The sequence below is a fragment of the Mesorhizobium sp. M0029 genome, assembly GCF_040323735.1.
In the GTDB taxonomy this organism is placed as follows: domain Bacteria; phylum Pseudomonadota; class Alphaproteobacteria; order Rhizobiales; family Rhizobiaceae; genus Mesorhizobium.
This window is the reverse complement of the sequence record NZ_JAMYVF010000019.1, coordinates 71,266-94,933: the sequence shown is the minus strand read 5'-3', so window position 1 is coordinate 94,933 and position 23,668 is coordinate 71,266. Positions and strand designations below refer to the sequence as shown.

Sequence of the window (23,668 nt, the reverse complement as noted above, 5' to 3'; positions counted from 1 at the left end):
TCACTTCTTCTTTCCGAGGCCGGGCAGACCACCGCCGCCAAGGCCGGGAAGCTTCATGCCGCCGGGCAGACCGGGCAGGCCACCGCCGCTCGGGGTGGGCGGGCCCTTTATGCCGCCAAGGCCGGGCATCTGCTTCTGCAAGGCTTCGAGCTGCTTGGGATCCATCTTGGAGAGGTCGGGCATGCCGCCACCCATCATGCCGCCGGGGCCGCCCGGCATCATGCCGCCGAGGCCCATCTTGGAGGCAAGGCCGCCCATCATGCCGCGCATCAGGCCGCCGCCTTTGCCCTTGCCGCCCATCGCCTTCATCATGTCGGCCATGCCGCGATGCATTTTCAAGAGCTTGTTGATCTCGGCCGCATCCGTGCCTGAGCCGGCGGCGATGCGCTTCTTGCGCGAATGTTTCAGCATGTCCGGATTGGCGCGTTCGGCCTTGGTCATCGACGAGATGATGGCTAGCTGGCGGCCAAACATCTTGTCGTCGAGGCCGGCGGCCGCCATCTGGTCCTTCATTTTGCCCATGCCGGGCATCATGCCCATGATGCCGCCCATGCCGCCCATTTTCGACATCTGCTGAAGCTGGCCGGCAAGGTCGTTCAGGTCGAACTTGCCCGACTGCATCTTTTTGGCCATCGCCGCCGCCTGCTCGGCGTCGATGTTTTCGGCGGCCTTTTCGACCAGCGAGACGATGTCGCCCATGCCGAGGATGCGGTCTGCAATACGCTTGGGGTGGAATTCCTCCAGCCCGTCCATCTTTTCGCCGGTGCCGATCAGCTTGATCGGCTTGCCGGTGACGGCGCGCATCGAAAGCGCGGCACCGCCACGGCCATCGCCGTCCATGCGGGTCAGCACCAGGCCGGTGATGCCGACGCGCTCGTCGAAGCTTTTGGCAAGGTTGACGGCGTCCTGGCCGGTCAGCGAATCCGCGACCAGCAGGATTTCGTGCGGGCTCGACATCTTCTTGATGTCGGCCATCTCCACCATCAGCGGCTCATCGATATGGGTGCGGCCGGCGGTGTCGAGGATGACGACGTCATGACCGCCGAGCTTGGCTGCCTGGACGGCGCGCCTGGCGATGTCGACCGGGTTCTGGCCCGCAATGACAGGCAACGTCGCGACTTTGACCTGCTCGCCGAGCTGGCGCAGCTGCTCTTGCGCCGCGGGCCGCCGCGTGTCGAGCGAGGCCATCAGAACCTTCTTGTTCTGGCGCTCGGTCAACCGCTTGGCGATCTTGGCGGAGGTCGTCGTCTTGCCGGAGCCCTGCAGGCCGACCATCATGATGACGACCGGCGCCGGCGCATTGAGGTCGATGGCGACGCCCTCGGCGCCGAGCATGTCGACCAGCTCGTCATGGACGATCTTGACGACCATCTGTCCGGGCTTGATCGACTTGACGACGGCGGCGCCGACGGCCTTCTCGCGCACCTTGTCGGTGAAGGAACGCACCACTTCCAGCGCAACGTCGGCCTCGAGCAGCGCCCGGCGCACCTCGCGCAACGCCGCCGAGACATCAGCCTCCGACAGCGCGCCGCGGCCTGTCAGGCCGTTCAGGATGGAGCCAAGGCGCTCCTGAAGTGATTCAAACATTGGTCAACCCGCCGCGCGAGAGCGCCTTGGATTCATGGTGATCCCTGTCGGGCCGATGGCCCTCCACGCCTCTTGTGCGCTCCTGCAGCGATTCAAACATTCCGTTTCCTTTTTCTCAGGCACCCCGATGGTGCCCGAGAGGTAGTGCGTTCGCGCCGCTCATCCAAGCAAAGCTCAAAACCAAAAAGCACCCGGGGGCGCTCAGCGCTGCCGGGTGTTGGCCTCCAGGATCTGTTTACAGCACCCACCTCAAAAGGTTTTGGCGTCCTGGTCGGCTTGCTCGGAGGGATACTCGTCGCGGATTTCGGGGCTGTAGACAGGAAATCGGCCGAAGAGTCAAGACAAGGGCGGCTTCCCGGTCTCTGGATCGGTCCCTGTTTAGTTCACCCTGCATCCCGAGGGTCGGCCGTAACCTTCAGCGGCGAGCGCGGGTGCAGAAGCAGCAGGATCGTCAGCAAGGTGCAGACGATACCGATGGCGGCGATGATGACGGCATCCGTCGTCGTCCAGTCCGGACCTTCCAGCGGCTTGGCGTTGAACAGGGCGAAGGAATTGTAGTTCTCCTGATGCGAGATCAGCAGGAAGCCGGTGAGATTGTTGCCGAGATGGGCGCCGAAGGCGGCGCCGAGATTGCCGGTGACATAAACCACCAGCGTCAACAGCAAGGCGAAGGCGGCGATCGAGGCCAGCACGCAGGCGTTGATGGCGGGGGTCGAGCCCGGGCTCCAATGCAAGGAGGTGAACAGCAAAGCGGGCAATAGCGCCCACACGTAAGGGCTCTCGAAGCGCCTGGCCAGGCCGCGCAGCAGATAGCCGCGAAACAGCATCTCCTCGGACGAGGTCTGCAGCAGGGTCAGCGCCACGATCGGGAGCAGGAACAGCAGCCAGGTCGACAGGTTGATCGTGCCGCGGGCGATTTCGGGCTGTAGCCAGTAGAGCAGGATTTCGGAAAGCGCCGATGTGATCAGCACCGCGACCAGGCCCTTGAGGAAGCCCGACAAGGACACGCGGCGACTGGCGCCGAAAAGCGCCGAGAGCGGCTCGCCATGGACGAAACGCATGGCAAGCCAGAGGCCGAGCCAGATGCCGCTAAACGAGGTGAGTGCGGTGAGTATGCCGATGGGCGAGGCCAGAAAGCCCTGAAGCGGCCCGCGCGGATCGTCCGGCAATACATGCCAGACGATCGCGACATAGGTGCCGCCAAGCACCACAACCAGGGTGATCGCCACCCAGAACAGGACGACGACTGCCGTTCCAATTATCAGCCGCGGCAGGTTCGTCTTTTCGGTGGCCGTGTTGCTATAGCGCTCGAAGGCGGCTGGATCTGATATCACGCGAGTTCCTCTGCCGAACGCATCGGGTCGCATGATCTAGGGGATCGTCGGCTCTCGCGCAATTGCTGCTGTTCAGCGACCCTTTTGCCGCCCTCAGCCTCGGCAGGAGGGCGGCACGAGTTCACTTGTCATTCTTTCCAGGCAAAATCAGCGCACGACGTACATGATGCGCCGTGTCTGCGGGTCGACCAGCGCCTGCTGGCCATTCACATAGACGTAGCGGTAGCGGTAGTCGGGGATTTCGCGCAGTTCGACCGTGTCGGGCAAGGTGGCACCGGTCACCACCTCGCCCTCGAGATAGACAGGATCGAGCCGGTGCGTGCTGACATAGGTGCCGACTTCCGCCGGTGGCCTGTCGATGGCGTCGACGGGGCCGTCGTCGGACAGAATCGCACCGGTATAGGTATCGGGATAATCATCCTGCGGCGGTGTAACCACGGTGATGGCGGCGTTGGCGGGGCGGCGTGTCAGAACGACCCGGTTGCCGCCGAAATCGGCCGTGACATAGTCGGAATAGACCCAGCCCTGGCCTCCGGCTTCGGCAATGGTGCACCATTTGCTGTTTTCGATGCAGCCATTGAGCGTCGCCGACTGGCCGGCGGCGAGCACGCCGATCACCGGATATTGCGGGCCGGGGCCGGCGCGCACATTAAGATCGGTGACGGCCGAGACGGCGGTATCGGCGAGTGCCGCACCTGACATCGCGACAAGCGCCCCGGCGACGGCCGGAAACAATATGCGTCTCATGGTTTCTCTCCCTTTCATGGTCCCTCGCGACACCAAACGAAAACAGAACGCATGCGTTCCGGCTAAAATACCGACGCCAGCTCACGATTTGTTCCGGTTTCTTTCGGCAAACCGGTCAAAAGCTCATGCACGAAGCTGAGTTTCTGCGCCGTCACGTCCGAAATGACGAAGGGATAGAGGTCGGGCAGGCCCATGCAGCGGTTGATCGAGTTGGAGGCTTCCGAGAGTACCAGCCAGCGGGCGAGAATCTTTTCGAACGGCTCGGGCACGGCGTCAGGTTCCGCGGGCGCCGCCTGCAACCGGCCGCCGGTGTCGCCTTGCGGCAGCACATTGGTCTCCATCGTCTCAAGCTGGCCGAGTGGAAAATTCAGCGCGTGCACCATCTCCAGCGTGTCGGTGATGTGCAGATGGTGCGCCCAGGTCTCGGCCCAGTCTTCCCATGGATGCGACGTCGCATAGGCGGAGATGTGGTTCTGCTGCCAGTCGGGCGCAGCGCCATTGGCGTAATAGGCCTTCAGCGCCTGCTCGTAGTCGGGGCGTTCGTCGCCGAACAGCGCCCGGAAGGCATCGAGCCGTTGCGGCTCGTCGCGGATCAGCCGGTCCCAGTAGTAATGGCCAAGCTCATGACGGAAATGACCGAGCAGCGTGCGGTAATTTTCGCCCATCTCGACGCGACGCCGCTCGCGCTCGGCCGAGTCCGCCTCGGCGACGTTGAGCGTGATCAGGCCGTTGTCGTGGCCGGTAAGGATGCGTTCGCCGCCGGGACCGCCGCCGATCGGATCGGCAATGAAGTCGAAGGCGAGGCCGATTTCGTCGCCGTGCTTGTGCTTGGGCGCGACCGGAAGGCCGAAGGCGAGCAGCGAATAGACGGCGCGCTTCTTGGCCGCCTCGACGCGAATCCAGCGGCGGCGGTTGCCGTCGACGGAGAGGTCGGGGATCAGCTGGTTCAGCACGCAGGCGCGGCAGTAGGTATGACCCGGTTCGGCCATCCAGTTGCAGGCGCATTCATCCGCATTGGTGCAGTGGAAGATGCCGTCGACGTCAGACAAGGCAAAGCGCGCATGCTCGGGATCGTAAAGCACGAGACTCCCGCAATTCAGGCACTGCGCATTCTCGAAGTAGAGGCGGTGGCCGCAATGCGGGCAGTCGAACAGTTTCATGTCGATCTCGATGCGTCAGGCGTTGGCGTATGGCGTCAGAGGAGGAATATGGTGCGGAGCGGCGCCTCGCCCAAACGCCCGCCACGGGCCGCCGTTCCATGCCCCCGTCACCTCTTTTTACCCGAGCAGCGAATTCGCCTGCCCGGCACCGGGCGTTTCGGCCACAATAAGCACTTGATCGTAAGCAAATTCCGCTGCATTGGCCAGGGTAGCGCCGGGGGTACGGTGACAATGGCGTGTTTCGCTGGCAAGTTCGCAACCGGGACGTGATTCAGGCAATCAGGAGAAAAAGCATGGCATTGCTTGCCAAGGGAAAGATTATTGCTGCCGCGGTGGTCGCGGTACTTGCGCTGGCGACGGGCGCGCAGGCGGCGGCCAGCTGCGGCAAGACCGGCGCGGGCTTCGAGGCGTGGAAGCAGGACTTTGCCGCGCAGGCCAGGTCCGAAGGTGTCGGCGGGAAGGGTCTGGCTGCTCTGGCCGGTGCCAGCTACGCGACAAAGACAATCTCCGTCGACCGCGCCATCCACAAGGCGTTCAGCGGTTCGGTGGACGCCTTCATGAAGCGTCGTGGCGGAGCTGCGATCATTTCCAGGGGCCGTGCGCTGAAGAAGTCGAATGCAGCGATGTTCGACAGGATCGAGAGCAATTACGGGGTGTCGCCGGGCGTGTTGCTGGCCATCTGGGGCATGGAAACCGGCTTCGGAGCCTCCCTGGGCAACCAGAACACGGTCTCCGCCATTCTGACGCTTGCCTATGATTGCCGTCGCCCGGGCTTCTTTTACCCGCATGCCATTGCGGCGCTGAAGCTGGTCGATCGCGGTGCGCTCAGCGCCTCGTCGGTCGGCGCTGCGCATGGCGAGATCGGCCATACGCAATTCCTGCCCGGCAATGTCCTTAAGTATGGCGTCGGCAACGGAAATCTGCGCGACAAGGCAACGGCCTTGGCTTCGACGGCCAACTTCCTCAAGGCTCATGGCTGGCGGGCGGGTGCGAGCGCGAGTGCGAATATGGGCGCCATCGCCGGCTGGAATTCCGCCAGCGTCTACCAGCAGGCCATCGCCCAGATCGCCGACGCGATCGACGGCAGCTGAACGATAATCTTCATTCGACATGAAAGCCCGGCCAACGCCGGGCTTTTTTGTTGGTGCATGGCCATGCGAATAATCAAGAGCCCGGCGTTAGCCCCCCTTGGCAGTCTCCGCCGGGTTTTCCTGGAATAGTAGTTGGGCTCAACCCTTGCGGTTGCGCGCGGCCAGCGTCCTCAGCCGCAGCGCGTTGAGGCGGATGAAGCCGGCGGCGTCCTTCTGGTCGTAGGCGCCGCGGTCATCCTCGAAGGTGACCAGTGCGTCGGAATAGAGCGTCTTCTTTGACTTCCGGCCGGTGACCATGACATTGCCCTTGTAGAGTTTCAGGCGCACCGTGCCTTCGACGTCTTCCTGGCTCTTGTCGATCATCGCCTGGAGCATCAGCCGCTCGGGCGAGAACCAGAAGCCGTTGTAGATCAGCTCGGCGTAGCGCGGCATGAACTCGTCCTTGAGGTGGCCGGCGCCGCGGTCGAGCGTGATCGATTCGATGGCGCGGTGGGCGACGATCAGGATGGTGCCGCCGGGGGTCTCGTAGACGCCGCGCGATTTCATGCCGACGAAGCGGTTCTCGACCAGATCGAGCCGGCCGATGCCATTGTCGCGGCCAAGATCGTTAAGCGCCGTCAGCATGGCGGCCGGCGACAGCTTCTTGCCGTTCAGTGCAATCGGATCGCCCTTCAAAAATTCGATCTCGATCTCGGTGACCTTGTCCGGCGCCTCCATCGGCGAGACGGTGCGCTGATGGACGAATTCCGGCGGCTCGCTCCACGGGTCTTCCAGCACCTTGCCCTCGGAAGAGGAGTGCAGAAGGTTGGCGTCGACCGAGAACGGCGCCTCCCCCCGCTTGTCCTTGGCCACCGGGATCTGGTGCTGCTCGGCGAAGTTGATCAGGTCGGTGCGCGACTTGAACGACCAGTCGCGCCACGGCGCGATGACCTTGATGTCGGGATTCAGCGCATAGGCCGACAGCTCGAAACGCACCTGGTCGTTGCCCTTGCCGGTGGCGCCGTGCGCAATGGCATCGGCGCCGACCTCCTGGGCGATCTCGACCAGGTGCTTGGAAATCAACGGGCGGGCGATCGAGGTGCCGAGCAGGTAGGTGCCTTCATAGACGGCGTTGGCGCGAAACATCGGGAAGACGAAATCCGAGACGAATTCCTCGCGCACATCGACGACGCGGATATCCTTGATGCCCATCATCTCAGCCTTCTGGCGCGCCGGCTCCAGCTCGCCACCCTGGCCGAGATCGGCGGTGAAGGTGACGACTTCGGCGCCGAGCTCGGTCTGCAGCCATTTCAGGATGATGGAGGTGTCGAGACCGCCGGAATAGGCGAGCACGACCTTCTTGACGTCTTTTGTCTTGGGCATTGCTGGGGACATTTTGGCGGTTCCGCGCGTGAGTTTCGCGGGCGAGGTATCACGGCATTTCCGGCCAGCGCAAGGGATGAACGGGCGCCGGCCGCCGCAGCCGCTGGACCAGATGCGACGCCAGTCAGTTGCTGGCGTGAGCGGGGAGGCTGCGTTATAGACCGACGATCATTCGCCAGGGGCCACCGATGTCCTTCATTCCCGACACCACAACACTGATCCAGTTCGCCATCGCCACCATGATCCTGGCGATCACGCCGGGGCCGGATATGACGCTGTTCGTCTCGCGAACACTGAGCCAGGGCCGCGCCGCCGGCTTTGCCTCGCTGGCGGGTGCTCTGTTCGGAACGCTGATCCATACAACTTTGGTGGCGGTCGGCATCTCGGCGCTGATCGTCGCCTCGCCGATGGCCTTCCTGGTGCTGAAAATCTTCGGCGCCGTCTATCTGGTGTTCCTGGCCTGGCAGGCGATGACCAAGGGCTCGGCGTTTTCACCGCAGAAGAAGAATGGCCCGCAGATTTCGCTGTTCCGCAGCTGGGCCGCCGGACTCGGCGTCAATTTGCTCAACCCGAAGATCATCCTGTTCTTCATGACGTTTCTGCCGCAGTTCGTCTCGGCTCACGATCCGAACGCGCCGGGAAAACTGTTCTCCCTCGGCCTCATGTTCATCGTGCTGTCGATCCCTGTGACGGCGCCGATGGTGTTTGCCGCGGAAAGGTTTTCGGCGGCGATGAAGGCCAGCCCGCGCGTAACGCGGGTCGTCGACTATCTCTTTGCCGGTGTGTTTTCGGCCTTCGCGCTCAAGATCCTGACCGCTCAGGCGAAGTAGCGGCCTGCCACCAGCTTCCGGCCCAGCGGCCGGCGCTTAGCCAGTAGAAGATGCCGCCGACCATGCCGCAGCCGATCACCGCGGCGATGGCGCGCGGTTCGGTGACGTCGAAATCCACGTTCTGGTGGACGAAGCCGAGGAAGGCCGCGGCCACCAAGCCGCCCGCGAGTGCATAGAACAGCCAGTCGCGGCGGCTGAGGACCTCGGAGATCAGGATTGCGACCACCGCCGGTATGAAAGCGAAATAGGCGACAAACAGCGCCACGAACGGGATCGAAAAATACAGCGCCGCGGCCGCCGCTGGGTGCGCATCGTCCGGCATATAACCGACGGAAGCCAGGAACAGCACGTTGAGAAAGGCGCTCGCCGCCAATGAGGCGACGACATAGCCGAACAGGATGACAGCGAAACGGAGGATATAGGCGAAGAGGCGGCTCACGCCTCGCCATGCCCCGCAATCATCATGGCTTCCAGCGCCAGGCGGTCGACCTTGCGCATGCGTTCGGAGTCGGATTTGAGCTGGCCGCAGGCGGCCAGGATGTCGCGGCCGCGCGGCGTGCGGATCGGCGAGGCATAGCCGGCATTGTTGATGTAGTCGGCAAACTTCTCGATCGTCTCCCAGTCCGAGCACTGATAGTTGGTGCCCGGCCACGGGTTGAACGGGATCAGATTGATCTTGGCCGGAATGCCTTTGAGCAGCTTGATCAGCCCCTTGGCGTCCTCGATGGAATCGTTGACGTCCTTCAGCATCACATATTCGAAGGTGATGCGCTTGGCGTTGGACAGGCCGGGATAGGCGCGGCAAGCCTCGATCAGTTCCTTCAGCGGATACTTCTTGTTGATCGGCACAAGCAGGTCGCGCAGATCGTCATTGGTGGCGTGCAGCGAGATCGCCAGCATGACCCCTATCTCCTCGCCGGTGCGGAAGATCTCGGGCACCACGCCGGAGGTCGAGAGCGTAATGCGGCGCTTCGACAGCGACAGTCCGTCGCCGTCGGAGGCAATCAGCAGCGCCTTCTTCACCGCCTCGAAATTGTAGAGCGGCTCGCCCATGCCCATCACGACGACGTTGGAGACTTTTCTGCCCTCGGCAGGGACGATGGCGCCGTCGGGTGTGTCGCGGTCGGGGAAATCGCCGAGCCGGTCGCGGGCGGTGAGCAATTGCGCCAGGATCTCTTCCGCCGTCAAATTGCGCACCAGCTTCTGCGTGCCGGTGTGGCAGAACGAACAGGTCAGCGTGCAGCCGACCTGCGAGGAGATGCAGAGCGTGCCGCGGCCTTCCTCGGGGATGTAGACGGTCTCGATCTCGACGGGACGGCCGGCACCGCGCGGCGGAAAGCGGAACAGCCACTTGCGCGTGCCGTCGGAGGAAATCTGCTCCTCGACGATTTCGGGCCGGGCGACGGTAAAATGCTTGTCGAGTTCGGCGCGCAGATCCTTGGAGATGTTGAACATGCCGGCAAAATCGGAGACGCCGCGCACATACATCCAGTGCCAGAGCTGCTGGGCGCGCATTTTCGCCTGGCGCTCGGGCACGATGCCGGCACTGACAAGGGCTTCACCGAGCTCGGCCCGGGTCAGGCCGATCAGCGACGGCTTCTCGGGCGTGGCGCGAGCGCGCAACGCGTCGCGTGCGCCCTCAGTGGTGAGATCGAAGGAAAGGGTCATATCAGCGCCAATATAAGCGAATTGCGGCCGATTTCATCCATCGTGCCGAAAAGAAGCGCGGCGCATAGCACAGGTTGCGGCGAGAGTCATGCGGCGGGAACCGCGCTAGCCTACTTGCACTTGGCGATCGACGTCAGCGCGGCCGAGATGCCTTTCAGCGAAAACACATAGGTCGTCGGATTGCCGCGGCCAGACTTCGCCGAGACCTTCATGTCGGTGCCGGTCTTCATGGCGGCGATCAGCACCGGCTCTTCGGCGGCGTTCTCGACCCAGGCCGACTTGCCGCGGGTGAACATCGAGAACGTCTTCTTGTCGATGGTGACGGTGGCCTTGGAGCCTTCCTGGAATGTGTAGCCGGCGATGAATTGCGGCTCGTAGGACACTTGCTGGCCCGGCCGCTGGCTGACGAAGAAGAACATGTCGCCGTGATCGAGCGTCGGCGGCTGCTTGTCGGTCGGCACGGTGAGCACATAGCAGACCTTGCCGCCCTGCGCCTGGTAGCTGTAGGTGCCCCAGGCATTGTGCTGGCCGATCTTGGTCGCCTGCTGCGCCAGCGCCGGCGCGGCAAAAGCCACCAGGACCAGGCTCGAGACTAGTGCAATCAATCCGCGCATCGCTTTTCCCGTATTCCAAATGGTGCGGGGCAGGCCGGCTTGGCGTCCTGCCCGTCGCTTCATTTTGATTTAATCTGGGTTACCAAACGGTGAATTTCCCTCGGAAAAGGACATTCACCCATGGAAACCACCGCCATTTCCGCGCCGCTTCTTGAAAAAACGGCTTTCGCAATGTCCCTGCGGCGACTTGGAGGCCACGAAAGCGGCAAGAGTTTGACTTTTTGAACGGCCGCAGCGGAACCCGAAGCCAAGCCGCTATCGTCCTGTTTGAGCAGAGGATTTCTTCTGAACCCAGTTGTTAACGCGACCGCCGATTCAGCTCTTGTCGGCGATCGCCTCCTTGGCGGCCTTGCGGTGCGCAGGGGTGATATGGGCGCTTACCGCGGTGATCGCGGCGGTCAGCACGGCGATGTCGTCGGTGAAGCCGAGGCCGAAGACGAAATCGGGGATGACATCGACCGGCAGCACGAAATAGCCAAGCGCTGCCAGCAATATGCCCTTGGCACGCAAAGGCGTCTTCCTGTCGAGCGCGCAGTAATAGCCGGCGACGACCTCTTCCATGAACGGAATCTGTCGGGCGGCCTTCTTGGCCGTGCGCCAGAATTTGGCGCGCATTTCACTTTCGTCGCCGAGCTTGCTGCCGAAGCCGAAGAAATCAAAACCGGGCTGCTGCGCCATCAATCCTCTCCTTGCCGGCCGTCGCGCTGCGTGTTGCGCGGCTGCCATGGAAAATGTGGTGAAAGCCCCGGTCCACTGCAAGAGGATGGCGCCGATTTGGCGTTGCCGCCCCAGCGTTCAGCCGCCTGCATACCCATTCATCTTCTTGGCCAGCGCGATGTCGAGCGCGGTGACACCGCCGGCATCATGGGTGTTGAGCGTCACGTCGACAGTCTTGTAGACGTTCGACCAGTCGGGATGATGGTCCATCTTCTCGGCGGCCAGCGCAACGCGGGTCATGAAGGCGAAGGCCTCGGAGAAATTCTTGAAGTCGAAGCTGCGCTTGATGGAGGCGCCATCGGCTGCCTGCGACCAGCCGGCCAGTTCGGCCAGTGCGGCGGCGATGGCGTCCTTGCTGAGTTTCTCTCTCGTCATGATGATTTCCCGTGCTATCCCAGATATCGACCCTCACCATAATGCAAGTCGCCCAAAAGTCCTTTGCGTTTTGGGCTTCCAAATGCACGAACGGCGCATATCGAATGAGCGTAAAGCCGATAAATTCCATACTCTTCGTCTGCCTCGGCAACATCTGCCGTTCACCCCTGGCCGAAGGCGTGTTTCGCGCCGTGCTGGCGGAGCGCGGCCGCGACATGGTGCTGGACGATATTGTGCTGGACTCTGCGGCGACCGGCGGCTGGAACCTCGGCGAAGCGCCCGACCCGCGCTCGATCGCGATTGCGGCCCGCCACGGCATCGACATATCAGGGCAGCGGGCACGCAAGGTCAGGCCGGGGGATTTTTTCGCGCTTCGACCTGATCCTCGGCATGGATCGGCAGAATGTCCGCGACCTCAAGGCGTTGGCGCCGGCCGGTGCGCGCGAACGTATTCATCTCTTGGCAGAGTTTGCGCAGGGCAAAACCCGCGACGTGCCGGATCCCTATTATGACGGGGCCGAAGCGTTCGCTTCGGTCTACCGCATGATCCGCGAAGCGTCGGAGGCGCTGGCGACGAGATTGGTGGCGCGGGCGTCGACGCCGGAGAGCGGCCACGCCTCCTCGACAATGTAGGGACCGCCGCCGACCGAATCGCGCGACGACATCAGCACGAAGCGGCCGACGCGAAACGGTAGCGTCGCAAAATTGCCGCGCGCCGACAGGTACTGGGCGACGTCGAGCGGGCTCGAATTGCGCAAGCGTGCCAGCGTAACATGCGGGGTGAACTTGCGCGGGTCGGCGGGCAGGCCGAGCCGCTGGCAGATGCGGTCGATTTCGCTCTGCAGCGCCGAAAGGTCGGGCGAGGCGAAGACGCCGGCCCAGACGGCGTGCGGCTTCTTCTGGCCGAAAGCGCCAACTCCGGACAGGGTGAGCGAGAAGGATGGGCGGTGCACCCGGTCGAGCGCGTTGGCGATTTCGTCGGCGATATGGCCTTCGACGTCGCCGATGAAGCGCAGCGTCAGATGGTAGTTTTCGACATCGATCCAGCGGGCTCCGGGCAGGCCGCCCCTGAGCAGGGACAGCGAAAGAGCGGCGTCACGGGGTATTTCGAGGGCGGTGAAAAGACGCGGCATGGTGAGCCTCCCTTCCTCGAATCGAACTGTGCCCCTAGCGAATCATCGATAGTCAAACGGGGCAAGTGGTTTGTTGGTTGCAGGCATTTTTACGAACAGGCGCCTCCAAGCGATGAATAAGCACTATTGCCGTGCCGGTTCGGCGCTTGCATTACCCAGATGCTGCATATGCTCTTCGAGCGCAGCATGAATGACTCGGGTCATCGGCAGCCCGGTCTTTTGTTTCAAAGTTCGCGCGAGGCGAACGCCGCGTTATTCTCGTCAGGCCGGCGTTCAACCGCCACCCTGAACTGCCGCAACAGCCTTCTCCACGGCGGGCATGATGCGCTCGACCATCGCTGCGACGCCCTTCGGATTGGGATGCAGGCCATCCTCCAACTGCAGGCCGGACTGCCCGGCGACGCCATCGAGAAAAAACGGATAGAGCGGCACATCGTATTTCGCGGCCAGCTTTGGGTAGATCGCATCGAAGGCGTTCTGGTAGTCGGCGCCGAGATTGGGAGCGGCGCGCATGCCGGCCAAAAGCACCGCGATCTTGCGCGCTTTCAGCTTCGCCAGCATGTCGTCCAGGTTCTTTTCCGTAATGCTGGGCAAGACGCCGCGCAGCATGTCGTTGGCGCCGAGTTCGAGGATAACCAGCCTTGTCCCATCCGGCACCGACCAGTCAAGCCGCGCCAAGCCGCCGCTCGAGGTGTCGCCTGAAACGCCGGCGTTGGCTACGGTGACGTCATGGCCTTTGGCGCGCAGCGCAGCTTGCAATTTGTCGGTAAAGCCATCGCCAGGCCCGAGGCCGAAACCGGCCATCAGGCTGTCGCCGAAGCCGACGATGGTGAACGTCTCGGCGCGCACGGACGAAATGGCGCCGCAAAGGGTGACGAAAAGGACGAGCCCTGCTGCATTCAAGCGTTTGAAAGACATGTGGCAGGCCCCATATACCCGAGGAATTCTTCCGGCGGCGGCTTCCGGCAAGCAGAGCCTTCATCCTGATATAGGACGCTTTAATTGTGACAGAAGCCGTCATCGCGCTGAAAGACATATCCCTGACCCTGGGCCAAGGGGCTTCGTCCGTGCATGTGCTGAAAGGCGTCAGCCTTGACGTGACGCGCGGTGAGGCGACCGGCATTGTCGGCCCTTCGGGTTCCGGCAAGTCGACCTTGCTGATGGTGCTTGCCGGGCTAGAGCAGGTCGATTCGGGGACGGTGCGGATCGCCGGCGAATTGCTGAACGGCAAAAGCGAGGACGAGACCGCATCGTTTCGGGGCCGAAACATCGGCATCGTCTTCCAGTCGTTCCATCTCATTCCCAACATGACGGCGCTCGAAAATGTCGCGGTGCCGCTGGAACTGGCCGGCCATGCCGATCCGTTCGGTGTCGCGGCGCGCGAGCTGGCAGCGGTGGGCTTGAGCGACCGCGTCACCCACTATCCGGGCGAGCTGTCCGGCGGCGAACAGCAGCGCGTGGCGATCGCCCGCGCGCTGGCGCCGTCGCCGCGCATTCTCATCGCCGACGAGCCGACCGGCAATCTCGATCAGGCGACGGGGCGGCAGGTTGCCGACCTTTTGTTCGCCAAGGCGGCCGAGCGCGGCATGACCTTGGTGCTGGTCACGCACGATCCGGCCCTTGCGGCGCGCTGCTCGCGCCAGGTGTCGATGCGCTCGGGCCGCATCGAGGATGCGCCGGTAGCGCAGGTCAAGGTGCCGGCCTGATGCCTCTGTCGCAGACGCTGAAGCTCGCGTTCCGCTTCTCGCTGCGCGAGATGCGCGGCGGGTTGTCGGGTTTCCTGATCTTCCTTGCCTGCATTGCGCTCGGCGTCGCTGCAATCGGCGGGGTCAATTCGGTGGCGCAGGCGATCACCGCAGGCGTTGCAGACCAGGGCCAGACGCTGCTTGGCGGCGACTTGCGCTTCCAGCTCAACCAGCGCGATGCGACGCCAGCCGAAAGCACCTTCCTCGACCGCCTCGGCACTGTGTCGCACAGCGCCAATATGCGCTCGATGGCGCGGCTGGATGACGGCTCCGACCAGGCGTTGGTTGAGGCCAAGGCCGTCGACGACGCCTATCCGCTCTATGGCGCGCTCGATACCGCGCCGCAGCTTGGCAGAAAGGATTTGTTCGACGAGAAATCAGGCGTCTTTGGCGCCGCCGCGCCCGACCTGTTGTTCGACCGGCTGAATGTGAAGATCGGTGACCGGCTGAAGGTCGGCAGCGCGACATTCGAATTGCGGGCCAGGCTGGTGAGCGAACCGGATGCGGTGTCGGACGGTTTCGGCTTCGCGCCACGGCTGATGGTCTCGACCGCGGGGCTTGCCGCGTCCGGCCTGATCCAGCCGGGCAGCCTGGTCGAGAATGCCTACAAGGTTCGGCTGCCGGCCGGCGCCAGCGAGGCCGATCTCAAGACCATCCAGGATCGGGCGGCGAGCGATTTCCCTGAAGCCGGCTGGTCGATCCGCACGCGTTCCAATGCGGCGCCGGCGCTGTCGGCCAACATCGAGCGCTTCTCGCAATTCCTGACGCTGGTCGGGCTGACGGCGCTGGTCATCGGTGGCGTCGGCGTTGCCAATGCGGTGCGCGCCTATCTCGACGGCAAGCGCGGCGTCATCGCCACCTTCAAGAGCCTTGGCGCCTCGGGCGGCTTCGTCTTCACCGTCTATCTCGTGCAGATCCTGATGATCGCCGGCCTCGGCATCGCGCTTGGCCTCATCCTCGGCGCCGCCATGCCGTTTGCTGCCAGCGCTGCGCTCCAGTCGGTCATTCCGGTGCCGGCTAAAGGCGGCTTCTATCCCGGTGCGCTGGCTCTTGCCGCGCTGTTCGGGCTGCTGGTGACGCTTGCCTTCGCGCTGTTGCCGCTCGGCCGCGCCCGCGATGTGCCGGCGACCGCGCTGTTTCGCGAAATGGGTTTCGAGGGCCGCGGCTTTCCACGCCTGCCCTATCTTGCCACGGCGGTCGGCATCGCGCTCGCTTTGGCGGCGCTCGCCATCCTGTTTTCCGGCGACCGGCGCATCGCCTTGATCTTCGTCGGCGCGACGATCTTTGCCTTTCTGGTGTTGCGCCTGGTCGGTGCGCTGGTGCAGTGGGTGGCGCGCAAAAGCCCGCGTGTGCGCTCGGTCGCGCTCAGGCTCGCCATCGGCAACATCCACCGGCCCGGCGCGCTGACGCCGTCCGTCGTGCTGTCGCTGGGCCTCGGGCTGACGCTTTTGGTGACGCTGGCGCTGATCGACGGCAATCTCAGGCAGCAGATCTCCGGCAGTCTGCCGGAACGGGCGCCGAATTTCTTCTTCGTCGACATCCAGAATAGCGAGGTCGATGCCTTCTCGACACTGATCGGCAAAGAGGCGCCGAAGGGAACGCTGGTCAAGGTGCCGATGCTGCGCGGCCGGGTGATGGCGCTGAACGGCGTTAGTGTCGACAAGGCCAATGTGCCATCGGAAGGCGCATGGGTGCTGCGCGGCGATCGCGGCCTGACCTACGACGCCAAACAGCCGGCCAATGCGACATTGACCGAGGGCAGCTGGTGGCCGGAGAACTACAGCGGCGAACCGCTGGTCTCGTTCTCCAACGATGAAGGCAAGGCGCTAGGCCTGAAGCTCGGCGATACCGTCACCGTCAATGTGCTCGGACGCAATGTAGCGGCCAGGATCGCCAATTTCCGAGAGGTGCAATGGGAGACGATGGGCATCAATTTCGTCATGGTGTTCTCGCCCAGCACCTTTGCCGGCGCCCCGCATGGCTGGCTGGCGACGCTGACCGAAAAGGATGCCACGGCAGCAGAGGATGCCCGCCTGCTCAACGCCGTCACCCGCGCCTTCCCGGCGGTGACGACAGTTCGGGTCAAGGACGCGCTCGACGTCGTCAACCGGCTGGTCGGCCAGCTCGGCACGGCGATCCGGGCCGCGGCCGGCGTGGCGCTGATCGCTTCGGTGCTGGTGCTGGCCGGCGCGCTCGCCGCGGGAAATCGCGCCCGCATCCACGATGCCGTGGTGCTGAAGACGTTGGGCGCCACGAGGCGCACGCTGATCGCGGCGTTTTCGCTGGAATACATGCTGATCGGCCTGGCCACCGCGGTGTTTGCGTTGGCTGCCGGCGGCATCGCCGCCTGGTACATCGTTGCCCGCATCATGACGTTGCCGACGCATTTCATGCCGGAGGTGGCAGTGGCGACCTTGGTGTTTGCGCTGGTGATCACAGTCGGCATCGGCCTTGCCGGCACCTGGCGGGTGCTCGGGCACAAGGCGGCGCCGGTGCTGCGCGACCTCTAGGCCCAAAACGGCAAGGTTGGCCGAATCTGCCGTTTCCGATTAAATCTTGGTAATGTGCAGTCATGGAAGCCCAAGAAAACCGGCTTCCGGAGATTCACCAAGCGTTGCAGCCCGTTACGGTCTTGTTCTTGACGTCAAGAACCATCATATTTCGCCACAGGCATGCTGGAGCCCCGCCAGCGGCGCCCAGGTCCGAAAGGGCCTGACACCGTACGGGGCAGAAGCAACAGAGGATTCCAATGGCTGAGCCCATTCGCAACTACCAGACTTCGGCCGTGCCCGGCGCGCGCGCCGACATCGACCAAGGCCTGCGCACTTACATGCTCAAGGTCTACAATTTGATGGGGCTTGGCCTCCTCATCACCGGCGTCGCCGCCTGGGGCGCTTTCCAGCTCGCCGTCACCGGCGACGGACAGCTGACCGCTTTCGGCACGCTGATCTATGCCAGCGCCTTCCGCTGGGTGGTCATCCTGGCTCCGCTCGCCGCCGTCTTCTTCCTGTCGTTCAGGATCCAGTCGATGAGCGTGGCCGCGGCGCAAACCACCTTCTGGGTCTATTCGGGCCTGGTCGGCCTGTCGCTGTCGACCATCTTCCTAGTCTACACCGGCGCCTCGATCACCCAGACCTTCTTCGCCACGGCGGCCGCCTTCGGCGCGCTGTCGCTCTACGGCTACACGACAAAGCGTGACCTTTCGGCCTTCGGCTCGTTCCTGGTCATGGGCGTCGTCGGCCTTGTGATCGCCATGCTGATCAACATCTTCCTGCAGTCGTCGGCGCTCGGCTTCGCTATCTCGGCGATCGGCGTGTTGATCTTCGCCGGCCTCACCGCCTACGACACGCAGACCATCAAGGAAATGTACTACGAAGGCGATCAGGCCGACGTTGCCGGCCGCAAGGCGATCATGGGCGCGTTGAGGCTATATCTCGACTTCATCAACCTGTTCATGTTCCTGCTGCAGTTCATGGGCGATCGCCGCTAGGCGGTCTTCCCATCAGGCAACTGGACCAGCTGATATCAAGAGGGCGGCCCAACGGCCGCCCTTTCCTTTTGTGCCGGCCTTTGCTGTCATGGAGGCACATGAATCGTCTGCATAATTCATGAGCACTATTTCCATCCGCGCGGCCATGGAAGGCGACCTCGGCCGAATCACCGAGATTTACGCCGATGCCGTGACGCATGGCACCGCGAGCTATGAGCTGGAGCCGCCCAGCCGCACTGAGATGGGTGCGCGCTTCGACAGCCTGACGGCGGGGGGCTTTCCCTATCTGGTGGCGGAACGAGATGGCGCGCTGCTCGGCTACGCCTATGCCGGCGCGTTCCGGCCGCGCCCGGCCTACCGCTTCATCGTAGAGGATTCCGTCTATGTCGCGCCTGATGCGAAGGGCCAGGGCGTCGGGCTGCTGCTGATGCAGGCGCTGATTGAAGCCTGCCGTATGGCGGGCTTTCGCCAGATCGTCGCGGTGATCGGTGACGGCCATGCAGACAGCGCCTCGGTGCGGCTGCATGAAAAGCTCGGCTTTCGCCATTCCGGTCGCCTGGAAGGCTCCGGCTACAAGCATGGGCGCTGGCTTGACACGGTGTTCATGCAGCTGTCGCTGAATGGCGGCGCAACGGTTCCGCCCGATCCGCATTCGCTGCCGGAGCGGAAGTTTCGTGAGAGCCTGAGGAGGGGAATTGAGGAGAACTGAAGAGAACTGAAGAATTGAGGATCCGAATAGCTGAGAACAAACCCTGCGGTATTTCGACCGTTACATCCTCTTTTTTCAATTCTTCAGCTCTTCAATTCCCCAATTTTCAATTAGGCCTGGACAATCTTCAGCTTAGCATCGAAGACGTTGAGCACGCGACCGAGTTCCTGGCCGCGCTTGAGGATTCGGCCGCCGGCGGCGATGACGGCGAAGGCGCCTTGCCGGCGCGCCAGTTTCGGATCCTTGACGATCTGGAACAGCGGCACTTCGCTGGCCCGGCGGAAGACTGAAAACACAGCCCGATCAGACAGATGATCGATGGCATAGTCGCGCCATTCGTTGGCGGCGACCATGCGTCCGTACAGCTTCAGGATCTCGTCGAGTTCACGCCGGTCGAAACGGACCGGCTGGTCGAGGCGTTCGCGTCGCGCCTCGTGCAGCGGGATCAATATTGCGGATGCGTCCCCATCCTCCGTCCCACCGCTGCGATCGGTCATCCCGCGATCCCTTTGAAAATGAATCTCGCTTGCAGAAGTTGGCGTGTTCGCCGTGGAATTGCAAGGCCCGGCTAACCATCCCGGGACCGCGCTGTTTTCGCAACGTCCAGTCACTTTTATAAAACGCGGTGTTTGAATTGGTGATGCCTCGCCACATTTCCGCCTTTTTTTATCCGCGCTCATGCCCCAATGTCCGACGAATTTACCGGCGTTGCCTGAGACGGTTCGGTCCGGCACCGGCTCGTAAACCCCAAGCCCCCCGCCCACGGGTCTGCGTCGGATCGAACCAACCTCGGACTTTCCTCAGGGAGAGACCGGGTGCGACGATCCCAAAGCCTAAATGACCGACGTCAGAAGCAAGCTGACGTCGGTTTTTTTGTTGGGCGGCGCCAGACACTTGTCGTCGTGATCCTTCACACCCCCCGCTCTGTCCTGCCGGACATCTCCCCGCAAGGGTGGAGATCAGATTCGCGTTTGCTTTCGCCAATCTCAAACGTGGGACAGGATGGCGGATGTGGCGAAGCTGCCAATCTCCCTCCTTGCGGGGGAGATGGCCGGCAGGCCAGAGGGGGGTGCTGTCCGCCGATATCAAAAGGTATGGACCAGCCTCTTAAGGCTTGTGAATAAACGCCGCGCCCAGAATAGGCCCCGGCAGGCCGTCCTTGCCGACCGACTGCAGCAGCACGGCGCAGCCGCCTTTCTTGGCGATCTCCGTCATCGGCAATTCGTAGCGCTGCGCCTTGCCGTGCCACATGCCGGCGGTCTGGATGCCGGTGACGGCGTTCCAGTAGGTCATGCTGCGGCCGGTGTTCTCGCCCTTGGCGATGGTCACCGTCTGCGGTGGTTCGAAATAGACGATGACGACATGGGCGTCGCTGGGGCCGCTACCGGCGTCGCCGGCATCGATCATGACGCGATCGCTGGTGCGGCTGACCTTGACGCTGACCCGCATGCCTTCACCGGATTTCTCCATGCGGGCAAGCGCGCCGTCGACCTCCTTGCGGCTGGCGCCGTTGACATGGCTGCGACCATTGATGACGGCTTGCGGCGTGTAGACGGAGCGGGTGCCGAAGGCGCGCATATAGTCATATTGCCGGTCAGTATTGTCCTTGCTGCTCAGCGTGTCCTGCCAGCCGAGATAGTCCCAGTAATTGACGTGGTAGGCGAGCGCGACGACGTTGTCCTTGGCCGCCAGCTCGGCAAAGAACGCGTCCGCCGGCGGGCAGGAATTGCAGCCCTGGCTGGTGAACAGCTCGACCACGCCCAAGGGCCTGTCAATCTGCGGTTTGTCGGTCTGGGTCGTTCCCGATTCCTCGGCGAACCCGGTCCCGGCAAGCGCCGAGAAGGCCAGCGCAAAAGCCGCAAGCCGCAGAGGGTGTCGAGGTGCCATGATCGTTCCGATTCCCGCCGGTGACGCCGGCCTTGTTCTGGTTGCCCAGATTTGTGGCAGAAGCGACAGTCAACGGGAAGTCACGTTGCGGTGAAATTTTTGCTGCCGCAACCATGGGTATGGCCATCACAGGGGGAGCACTTCACCGCCCGGTTCGATCGGGAGCATGGCATCAGGAGCGTGGGGCAGATCTTGCTGAGCCCAGCCGGTTTTTACTCCTGTCGTACAGGGCGGGGCTTCGATCGGGTCGGGCAATGCTTTGGAAAGACTGGGAGTAGGGAGTAGGGAGTAGGGAGTAGGGAGTAGGGAGTAGGGAGTGTCGTTCCCGCTACCGCCCAATCCCTACTGCCTAAGCCCTGGCGCTACGCGGCCAGATCGCGCAGCACGTATTGCAAAATGCCGCCATTCTTGAAGTAGTCGAGTTCGTCCAGCGTATCGATGCGGCAGATGATCGGCACGTTCTTCACGGTGCCGTCGCCATAAGTCACCTTGGCGATCATCGTCTGGCGTGGCTTGATAGTGCTTATGCCGTCGATCTCGACCAGCTCGTCACCCTTGAGGTTGAGCGAGGCCCATGAGGTGCCTTCCTCGAAGACGAAGGGGATGACGCCCATGCCGACCAGGTTGGAGCGATGGATGCGCTCGAAGGACTGGGCGATGACGGCACGGACACCGAGGAGATTCGTTCCTTTAGCTGCCCAGTCGCGCGAGGAGCCGTTGCCGTATTCGACGCCGGCGAAGATGACCAGCGGCACGCCTTCCTTTTTGTATCTCATCGCCGCGTCGTAGATCGATTCCTCTTCCTTCGACGGGTAGTGGATGGTGTAGCCGCCCTCGCGGCCGTTCTCGCCCAGCATGTGGTTGCGGATGCGGATGTTGGCGAAGGTGCCGCGCATCATCACCTCATGGTTGCCGCGCCTTGTGCCGTACTGGTTGAAGTCGGCAACGCCGACGCCATGGTCGGTGAGGTATTTGCCGGCCGGGGAAGCGGCCTTGATCGAACCCGCCGGTGAGATGTGATCGGTGGTGATCTTGTCGCCGAACAGGCCGAGCACGCGCGCGCCCTTGATGTCGCCGATCTTGCCGAAACCGGAGGTCATGCCGGCGAAATAGGGCGGGTTCTGCACATAGGTCGAGTTGTCGTCCCAGGCATAGGTCTGGCCTTCCGGCGCCTTGACGTTCTGCCAGTATTCGTCGCCCTTGAAGACGTCGGCATATTTGCGGGCGAACAGCTCACGTGTGACGTTCTTCTCGATGAACTCCTGGATCTCGGCCGAACTCGGCCAGATATCCCTGAGATAGACCGGCTTGCCGTCGCGGCCTTCGCCGAGTGGCTCGGTGGTCAGGTCCTTGGTGACGGTGCCGGCCAAAGCATGGGCTACCACCAGCGGCGGCGACGCCAGATAGTTCGCCTGCACGTCAGGCGAAACGCGGCCTTCGAAATTGCGGTTGCCGGAGAGCACCGCGGCGGCGATCAGGCCCTTATCGTTGATGGTCTTGGAGATCGGCGCTGGCAGCGGGCCCGAATTGCCGATGCAGGTGGTGCAGCCGAAACCAACCAGGTTGAAGCCGATCTGGTCGAGCTCCTTCTGCAGGCCGGACTTTTCCAGATATTCGGCGACCACCTGGCTGCCCGGCGCCAGCGAGGTCTTCACCCACGGCTTCTGCTTGAGGCCGAGCCGGTTGGCGTTGCGCGCCAAGAGGCCGGCGCCGATCAGCACACTCGGATTCGAGGTGTTGGTGCAGGACGTGATGGCGGCAATGACGACATCGCCATGGCCGAGATCATGGTCGGTGCCTTCGACGGCATAGCGCTTGTGGATTTCGGCAGCCTTCTTGTACTCGGTTTCCATCGCCTTGGCGAAGCCGGCCGGAATGCCTTCGAGCGGAACGCGGCCTTCGGGGCGCTTGGGACCTGCCATCGACGGCACGACGCTGTCGAGCTCGAGTTCGAGCAGGTCAGTGAAGACAGGGTCGGCCGAGCCGGCGTCACGCCACATGCCTTGCGCCTTGGAATAGGCCTCGACCAGGGCGATGCGGCTTTCCTCGCGGCCCGACATTGTGAGGTAGCGGATGGTCTCGCCGTCGACCGGGAAGAAGCCGCAGGTGGCGCCATACTCGGGCGCCATATTGCCGATGGTGGCGCGGTCGGCCAGCGTCATGTTGGACAGGCCCGGGCCGAAGAACTCGACGAACTTGCCGACGACGCCCTTCTTGCGCAGCATCTGGGTGACGGTCAGCACCAGGTCAGTGGCGGTGATGCCTTCCCTAAGTTTGCCGGTGAGGCGGAAGCCGATGACTTCGGGCAACAGCATGGAAACCGGCTGGCCGAGCATCGCCGCCTCGGCCTCGATGCCGCCGACGCCCCAGCCGAGCACGCCAAGGCCGTTGATCATGGTGGTGTGCGAATCGGTGCCGACGCAGGTGTCGGGATAAGCGGTGGTTTCGCCGTCTTCCGTGTAGGTCCAGACGACCTGACCGAGATATTCGAGGTTGACCTGATGGCAGATGCCGGTGCCGGGCGGCACGACGCGAAAATTGCGGAACGCCTGCTGGCCCCATTTCAGGAATTTATAGCGCTCTTCGTTGCGCTCATATTCGAGCTCGACATTCCTGGCAAAGGCCAGTGGCGTGCCGAATTCGTCGACGATGACGGAGTGGTCGATGACGAGGTCGACCGGCACCAGCGGATTGATCTTCTGCGGATCGCCGCCGAGCGCCTTGAGGCCGTCGCGCATGGCGGCCAAGTCGACCACCGCCGGGACGCCGGTGAAATCCTGCATCAGGACACGCGCGGGGCGATAGGCGATCTCGACGCCGGCGGTGCCCTTGTCGGTCAGCCAGCCGGCAACAGCCTGGATAGAGTCCTTGGTGACGGAGCGGCCGTCTTCATTGCGCAAAAGGTTTTCCAGCAGCACCTTCATCGAATAAGGCAGCTGGGCAATGCCGGTGAGGCCGTTCCTCTCGGCCTCGACCAGATTGTAATAGACATAGTCCGCGCCACCCACGGTGAGGGTGCGGCGGCAATTGAAACTGTCGAGGGATTTTGACACGTGCGGTCCGTCCTTGTCTGTTCAGCCTGAAAGGGAACGGACGCCGATGGGCATGCAATCACGCGCAAAGGTGCGGGTACGGCCATTTCCGCTGTCCGTTCCCAGCCAACCCGAGCCGTTCAAGGCGGCGCGTGCGCTGGTTCGGCGCAAATTCTGTTCCCGTGCC

At 63.1% G+C, this 23,668-nt stretch carries 21 protein-coding genes and 1 pseudogene; 7 read left to right on the top strand and 15 right to left on the bottom strand.

The annotated features are described in order from the left end of the window. The 4 genes from ffh to NKJ76_RS26020 form a co-directional block, all read right to left on the bottom strand. The gene (gene ffh / locus NKJ76_RS26035) at positions 1-1,587 is read right to left on the bottom strand and encodes a signal recognition particle protein (RefSeq protein ID WP_352538691.1); all 1,587 of its coding nucleotides are present in this window, start codon (positions 1,585-1,587) and stop codon (positions 1-3) included. A gap of 383 nt (positions 1,588-1,970) precedes the next feature. Further along, positions 1,971-2,921, bottom strand: a complete 951-nt coding sequence (locus tag NKJ76_RS26030) for a CPBP family intramembrane glutamic endopeptidase (protein ID WP_352538690.1) — start codon at positions 2,919-2,921, stop codon at positions 1,971-1,973. 147 nt (positions 2,922-3,068) lie between these two features. Next, positions 3,069-3,668, bottom strand: a complete 600-nt coding sequence (locus NKJ76_RS26025; protein WP_023671709.1) for a DUF1236 domain-containing protein — start codon at positions 3,666-3,668, stop codon at positions 3,069-3,071. Positions 3,669-3,730: 62 nt separating this feature from the next. Next, on the bottom strand, positions 3,731-4,828 hold the full coding sequence (locus tag NKJ76_RS26020) for a zinc-binding metallopeptidase family protein (protein WP_023730269.1): 1,098 nt from the start codon (positions 4,826-4,828) through the stop codon (positions 3,731-3,733). Positions 4,829-5,121: 293 nt separating this feature from the next. Between NKJ76_RS26020 and NKJ76_RS26015 the strand changes: the two genes are divergently transcribed. After that, positions 5,122-5,919: a lytic murein transglycosylase gene (locus tag NKJ76_RS26015; protein ID WP_023694544.1), complete on the top strand. Its 798-nt coding sequence runs from the start codon at positions 5,122-5,124 to the stop codon at positions 5,917-5,919. 138 nt (positions 5,920-6,057) lie between these two features. Here the strand turns inward: NKJ76_RS26015 and NKJ76_RS26010 are convergent, their stop codons facing one another. Next, positions 6,058-7,281 (bottom strand): argininosuccinate synthase, encoded by a 1,224-nt coding sequence (locus NKJ76_RS26010; RefSeq protein ID WP_352538703.1) that lies wholly within the window; start codon positions 7,279-7,281, stop codon positions 6,058-6,060. A 188-nt stretch (positions 7,282-7,469) separates the two neighbouring features. Between NKJ76_RS26010 and NKJ76_RS26005 the strand changes: the two genes are divergently transcribed. Beyond that, positions 7,470-8,111: a LysE family translocator gene (locus tag NKJ76_RS26005; RefSeq protein ID WP_023671715.1), complete on the top strand. Its 642-nt coding sequence runs from the start codon at positions 7,470-7,472 to the stop codon at positions 8,109-8,111. Here NKJ76_RS26005 and NKJ76_RS26000 read toward each other — a convergent pair. From NKJ76_RS26000 to NKJ76_RS25980, 5 genes are all read right to left on the bottom strand, one after another. Continuing rightward, a complete protein-coding gene (locus tag NKJ76_RS26000) occupies positions 8,083-8,550 on the bottom strand; it encodes a hypothetical protein (protein WP_023694539.1) in 468 nt (155 codons plus the stop codon). The genes NKJ76_RS26005 and NKJ76_RS26000 overlap by 29 nt on opposite strands. Next, the gene (rlmN, locus tag NKJ76_RS25995; RefSeq protein WP_352538689.1) at positions 8,547-9,779 is read right to left on the bottom strand and encodes a dual-specificity RNA methyltransferase RlmN; all 1,233 of its coding nucleotides are present in this window, start codon (positions 9,777-9,779) and stop codon (positions 8,547-8,549) included. The genes NKJ76_RS26000 and rlmN overlap by 4 nt, the downstream gene beginning before the upstream one ends. A gap of 110 nt (positions 9,780-9,889) precedes the next feature. Next, positions 9,890-10,393, bottom strand: coding sequence for an invasion associated locus B family protein (locus NKJ76_RS25990; RefSeq protein WP_023671718.1), 504 nt, complete (start codon positions 10,391-10,393; stop codon positions 9,890-9,892). A 315-nt stretch (positions 10,394-10,708) separates the two neighbouring features. Continuing rightward, positions 10,709-11,071, bottom strand: coding sequence for a YkvA family protein (locus tag NKJ76_RS25985; RefSeq protein ID WP_352538688.1), 363 nt, complete (start codon positions 11,069-11,071; stop codon positions 10,709-10,711). Positions 11,072-11,188: 117 nt separating this feature from the next. Then, the gene (locus NKJ76_RS25980; protein ID WP_023671720.1) at positions 11,189-11,485 is read right to left on the bottom strand and encodes a 4a-hydroxytetrahydrobiopterin dehydratase; all 297 of its coding nucleotides are present in this window, start codon (positions 11,483-11,485) and stop codon (positions 11,189-11,191) included. A 104-nt stretch (positions 11,486-11,589) separates the two neighbouring features. Here NKJ76_RS25980 and NKJ76_RS25975 point away from each other — a divergent pair. Beyond that, positions 11,590-12,118: pseudogene (locus NKJ76_RS25975) on the top strand (low molecular weight protein-tyrosine-phosphatase). Here NKJ76_RS25975 and thpR read toward each other — a convergent pair. Both thpR and NKJ76_RS25965 read right to left on the bottom strand, forming a co-directional pair. Continuing rightward, the gene (gene thpR, locus NKJ76_RS25970; RefSeq protein WP_023671722.1) at positions 12,022-12,618 is read right to left on the bottom strand and encodes an RNA 2',3'-cyclic phosphodiesterase; all 597 of its coding nucleotides are present in this window, start codon (positions 12,616-12,618) and stop codon (positions 12,022-12,024) included. The pseudogene NKJ76_RS25975 and the gene thpR sit on opposite strands and share 97 nt — an antisense overlap. Before the next feature lie 273 nt (positions 12,619-12,891). Beyond that, complete coding sequence (locus NKJ76_RS25965) at positions 12,892-13,536, bottom strand: arylesterase (protein WP_352538687.1); 645 nt, start codon at positions 13,534-13,536, stop codon at positions 12,892-12,894. Between the two features lie 86 nt (positions 13,537-13,622). Here NKJ76_RS25965 and NKJ76_RS25960 point away from each other — a divergent pair, with 86 nt between their 5' ends. From NKJ76_RS25960 to NKJ76_RS25945, 4 genes are all read left to right on the top strand, one after another. Then, a complete protein-coding gene (locus NKJ76_RS25960) occupies positions 13,623-14,324 on the top strand; it encodes an ABC transporter ATP-binding protein (RefSeq protein WP_023805925.1) in 702 nt (233 codons plus the stop codon). Then, positions 14,324-16,873 (top strand): ABC transporter permease, encoded by a 2,550-nt coding sequence (locus tag NKJ76_RS25955; RefSeq protein ID WP_352538686.1) that lies wholly within the window; start codon positions 14,324-14,326, stop codon positions 16,871-16,873. Before NKJ76_RS25960 ends, NKJ76_RS25955 begins: the two co-directional genes overlap by 1 nt. A 239-nt stretch (positions 16,874-17,112) precedes the next feature. Next, positions 17,113-17,853 (top strand): Bax inhibitor-1/YccA family protein, encoded by a 741-nt coding sequence (locus NKJ76_RS25950; protein WP_023671726.1) that lies wholly within the window; start codon positions 17,113-17,115, stop codon positions 17,851-17,853. A gap of 118 nt (positions 17,854-17,971) precedes the next feature. Further along, the gene (locus NKJ76_RS25945) at positions 17,972-18,562 is read left to right on the top strand and encodes a GNAT family N-acetyltransferase (protein WP_352538685.1); all 591 of its coding nucleotides are present in this window, start codon (positions 17,972-17,974) and stop codon (positions 18,560-18,562) included. Between the two features lie 110 nt (positions 18,563-18,672). Here NKJ76_RS25945 and NKJ76_RS25940 read toward each other — a convergent pair whose 3' ends face one another. From NKJ76_RS25940 to acnA, 3 genes are all read right to left on the bottom strand, one after another. Next, positions 18,673-19,059 carry a DUF2794 domain-containing protein gene (locus NKJ76_RS25940; protein WP_352497732.1) on the bottom strand — a complete coding sequence of 129 codons (387 nt, stop codon included), beginning with the start codon at positions 19,057-19,059 and terminating at the stop codon, positions 18,673-18,675. Positions 19,060-19,669: 610 nt separating this feature from the next. After that, a complete protein-coding gene (locus NKJ76_RS25935; RefSeq protein ID WP_023683845.1) occupies positions 19,670-20,449 on the bottom strand; it encodes a DUF1223 domain-containing protein in 780 nt (259 codons plus the stop codon). Positions 20,450-20,811: 362 nt separating this feature from the next. Beyond that, on the bottom strand, positions 20,812-23,502 hold the full coding sequence (gene acnA, locus NKJ76_RS25930) for an aconitate hydratase AcnA (protein ID WP_027050492.1): 2,691 nt from the start codon (positions 23,500-23,502) through the stop codon (positions 20,812-20,814). Positions 23,503-23,668: the final 166 nt, after the last annotated feature.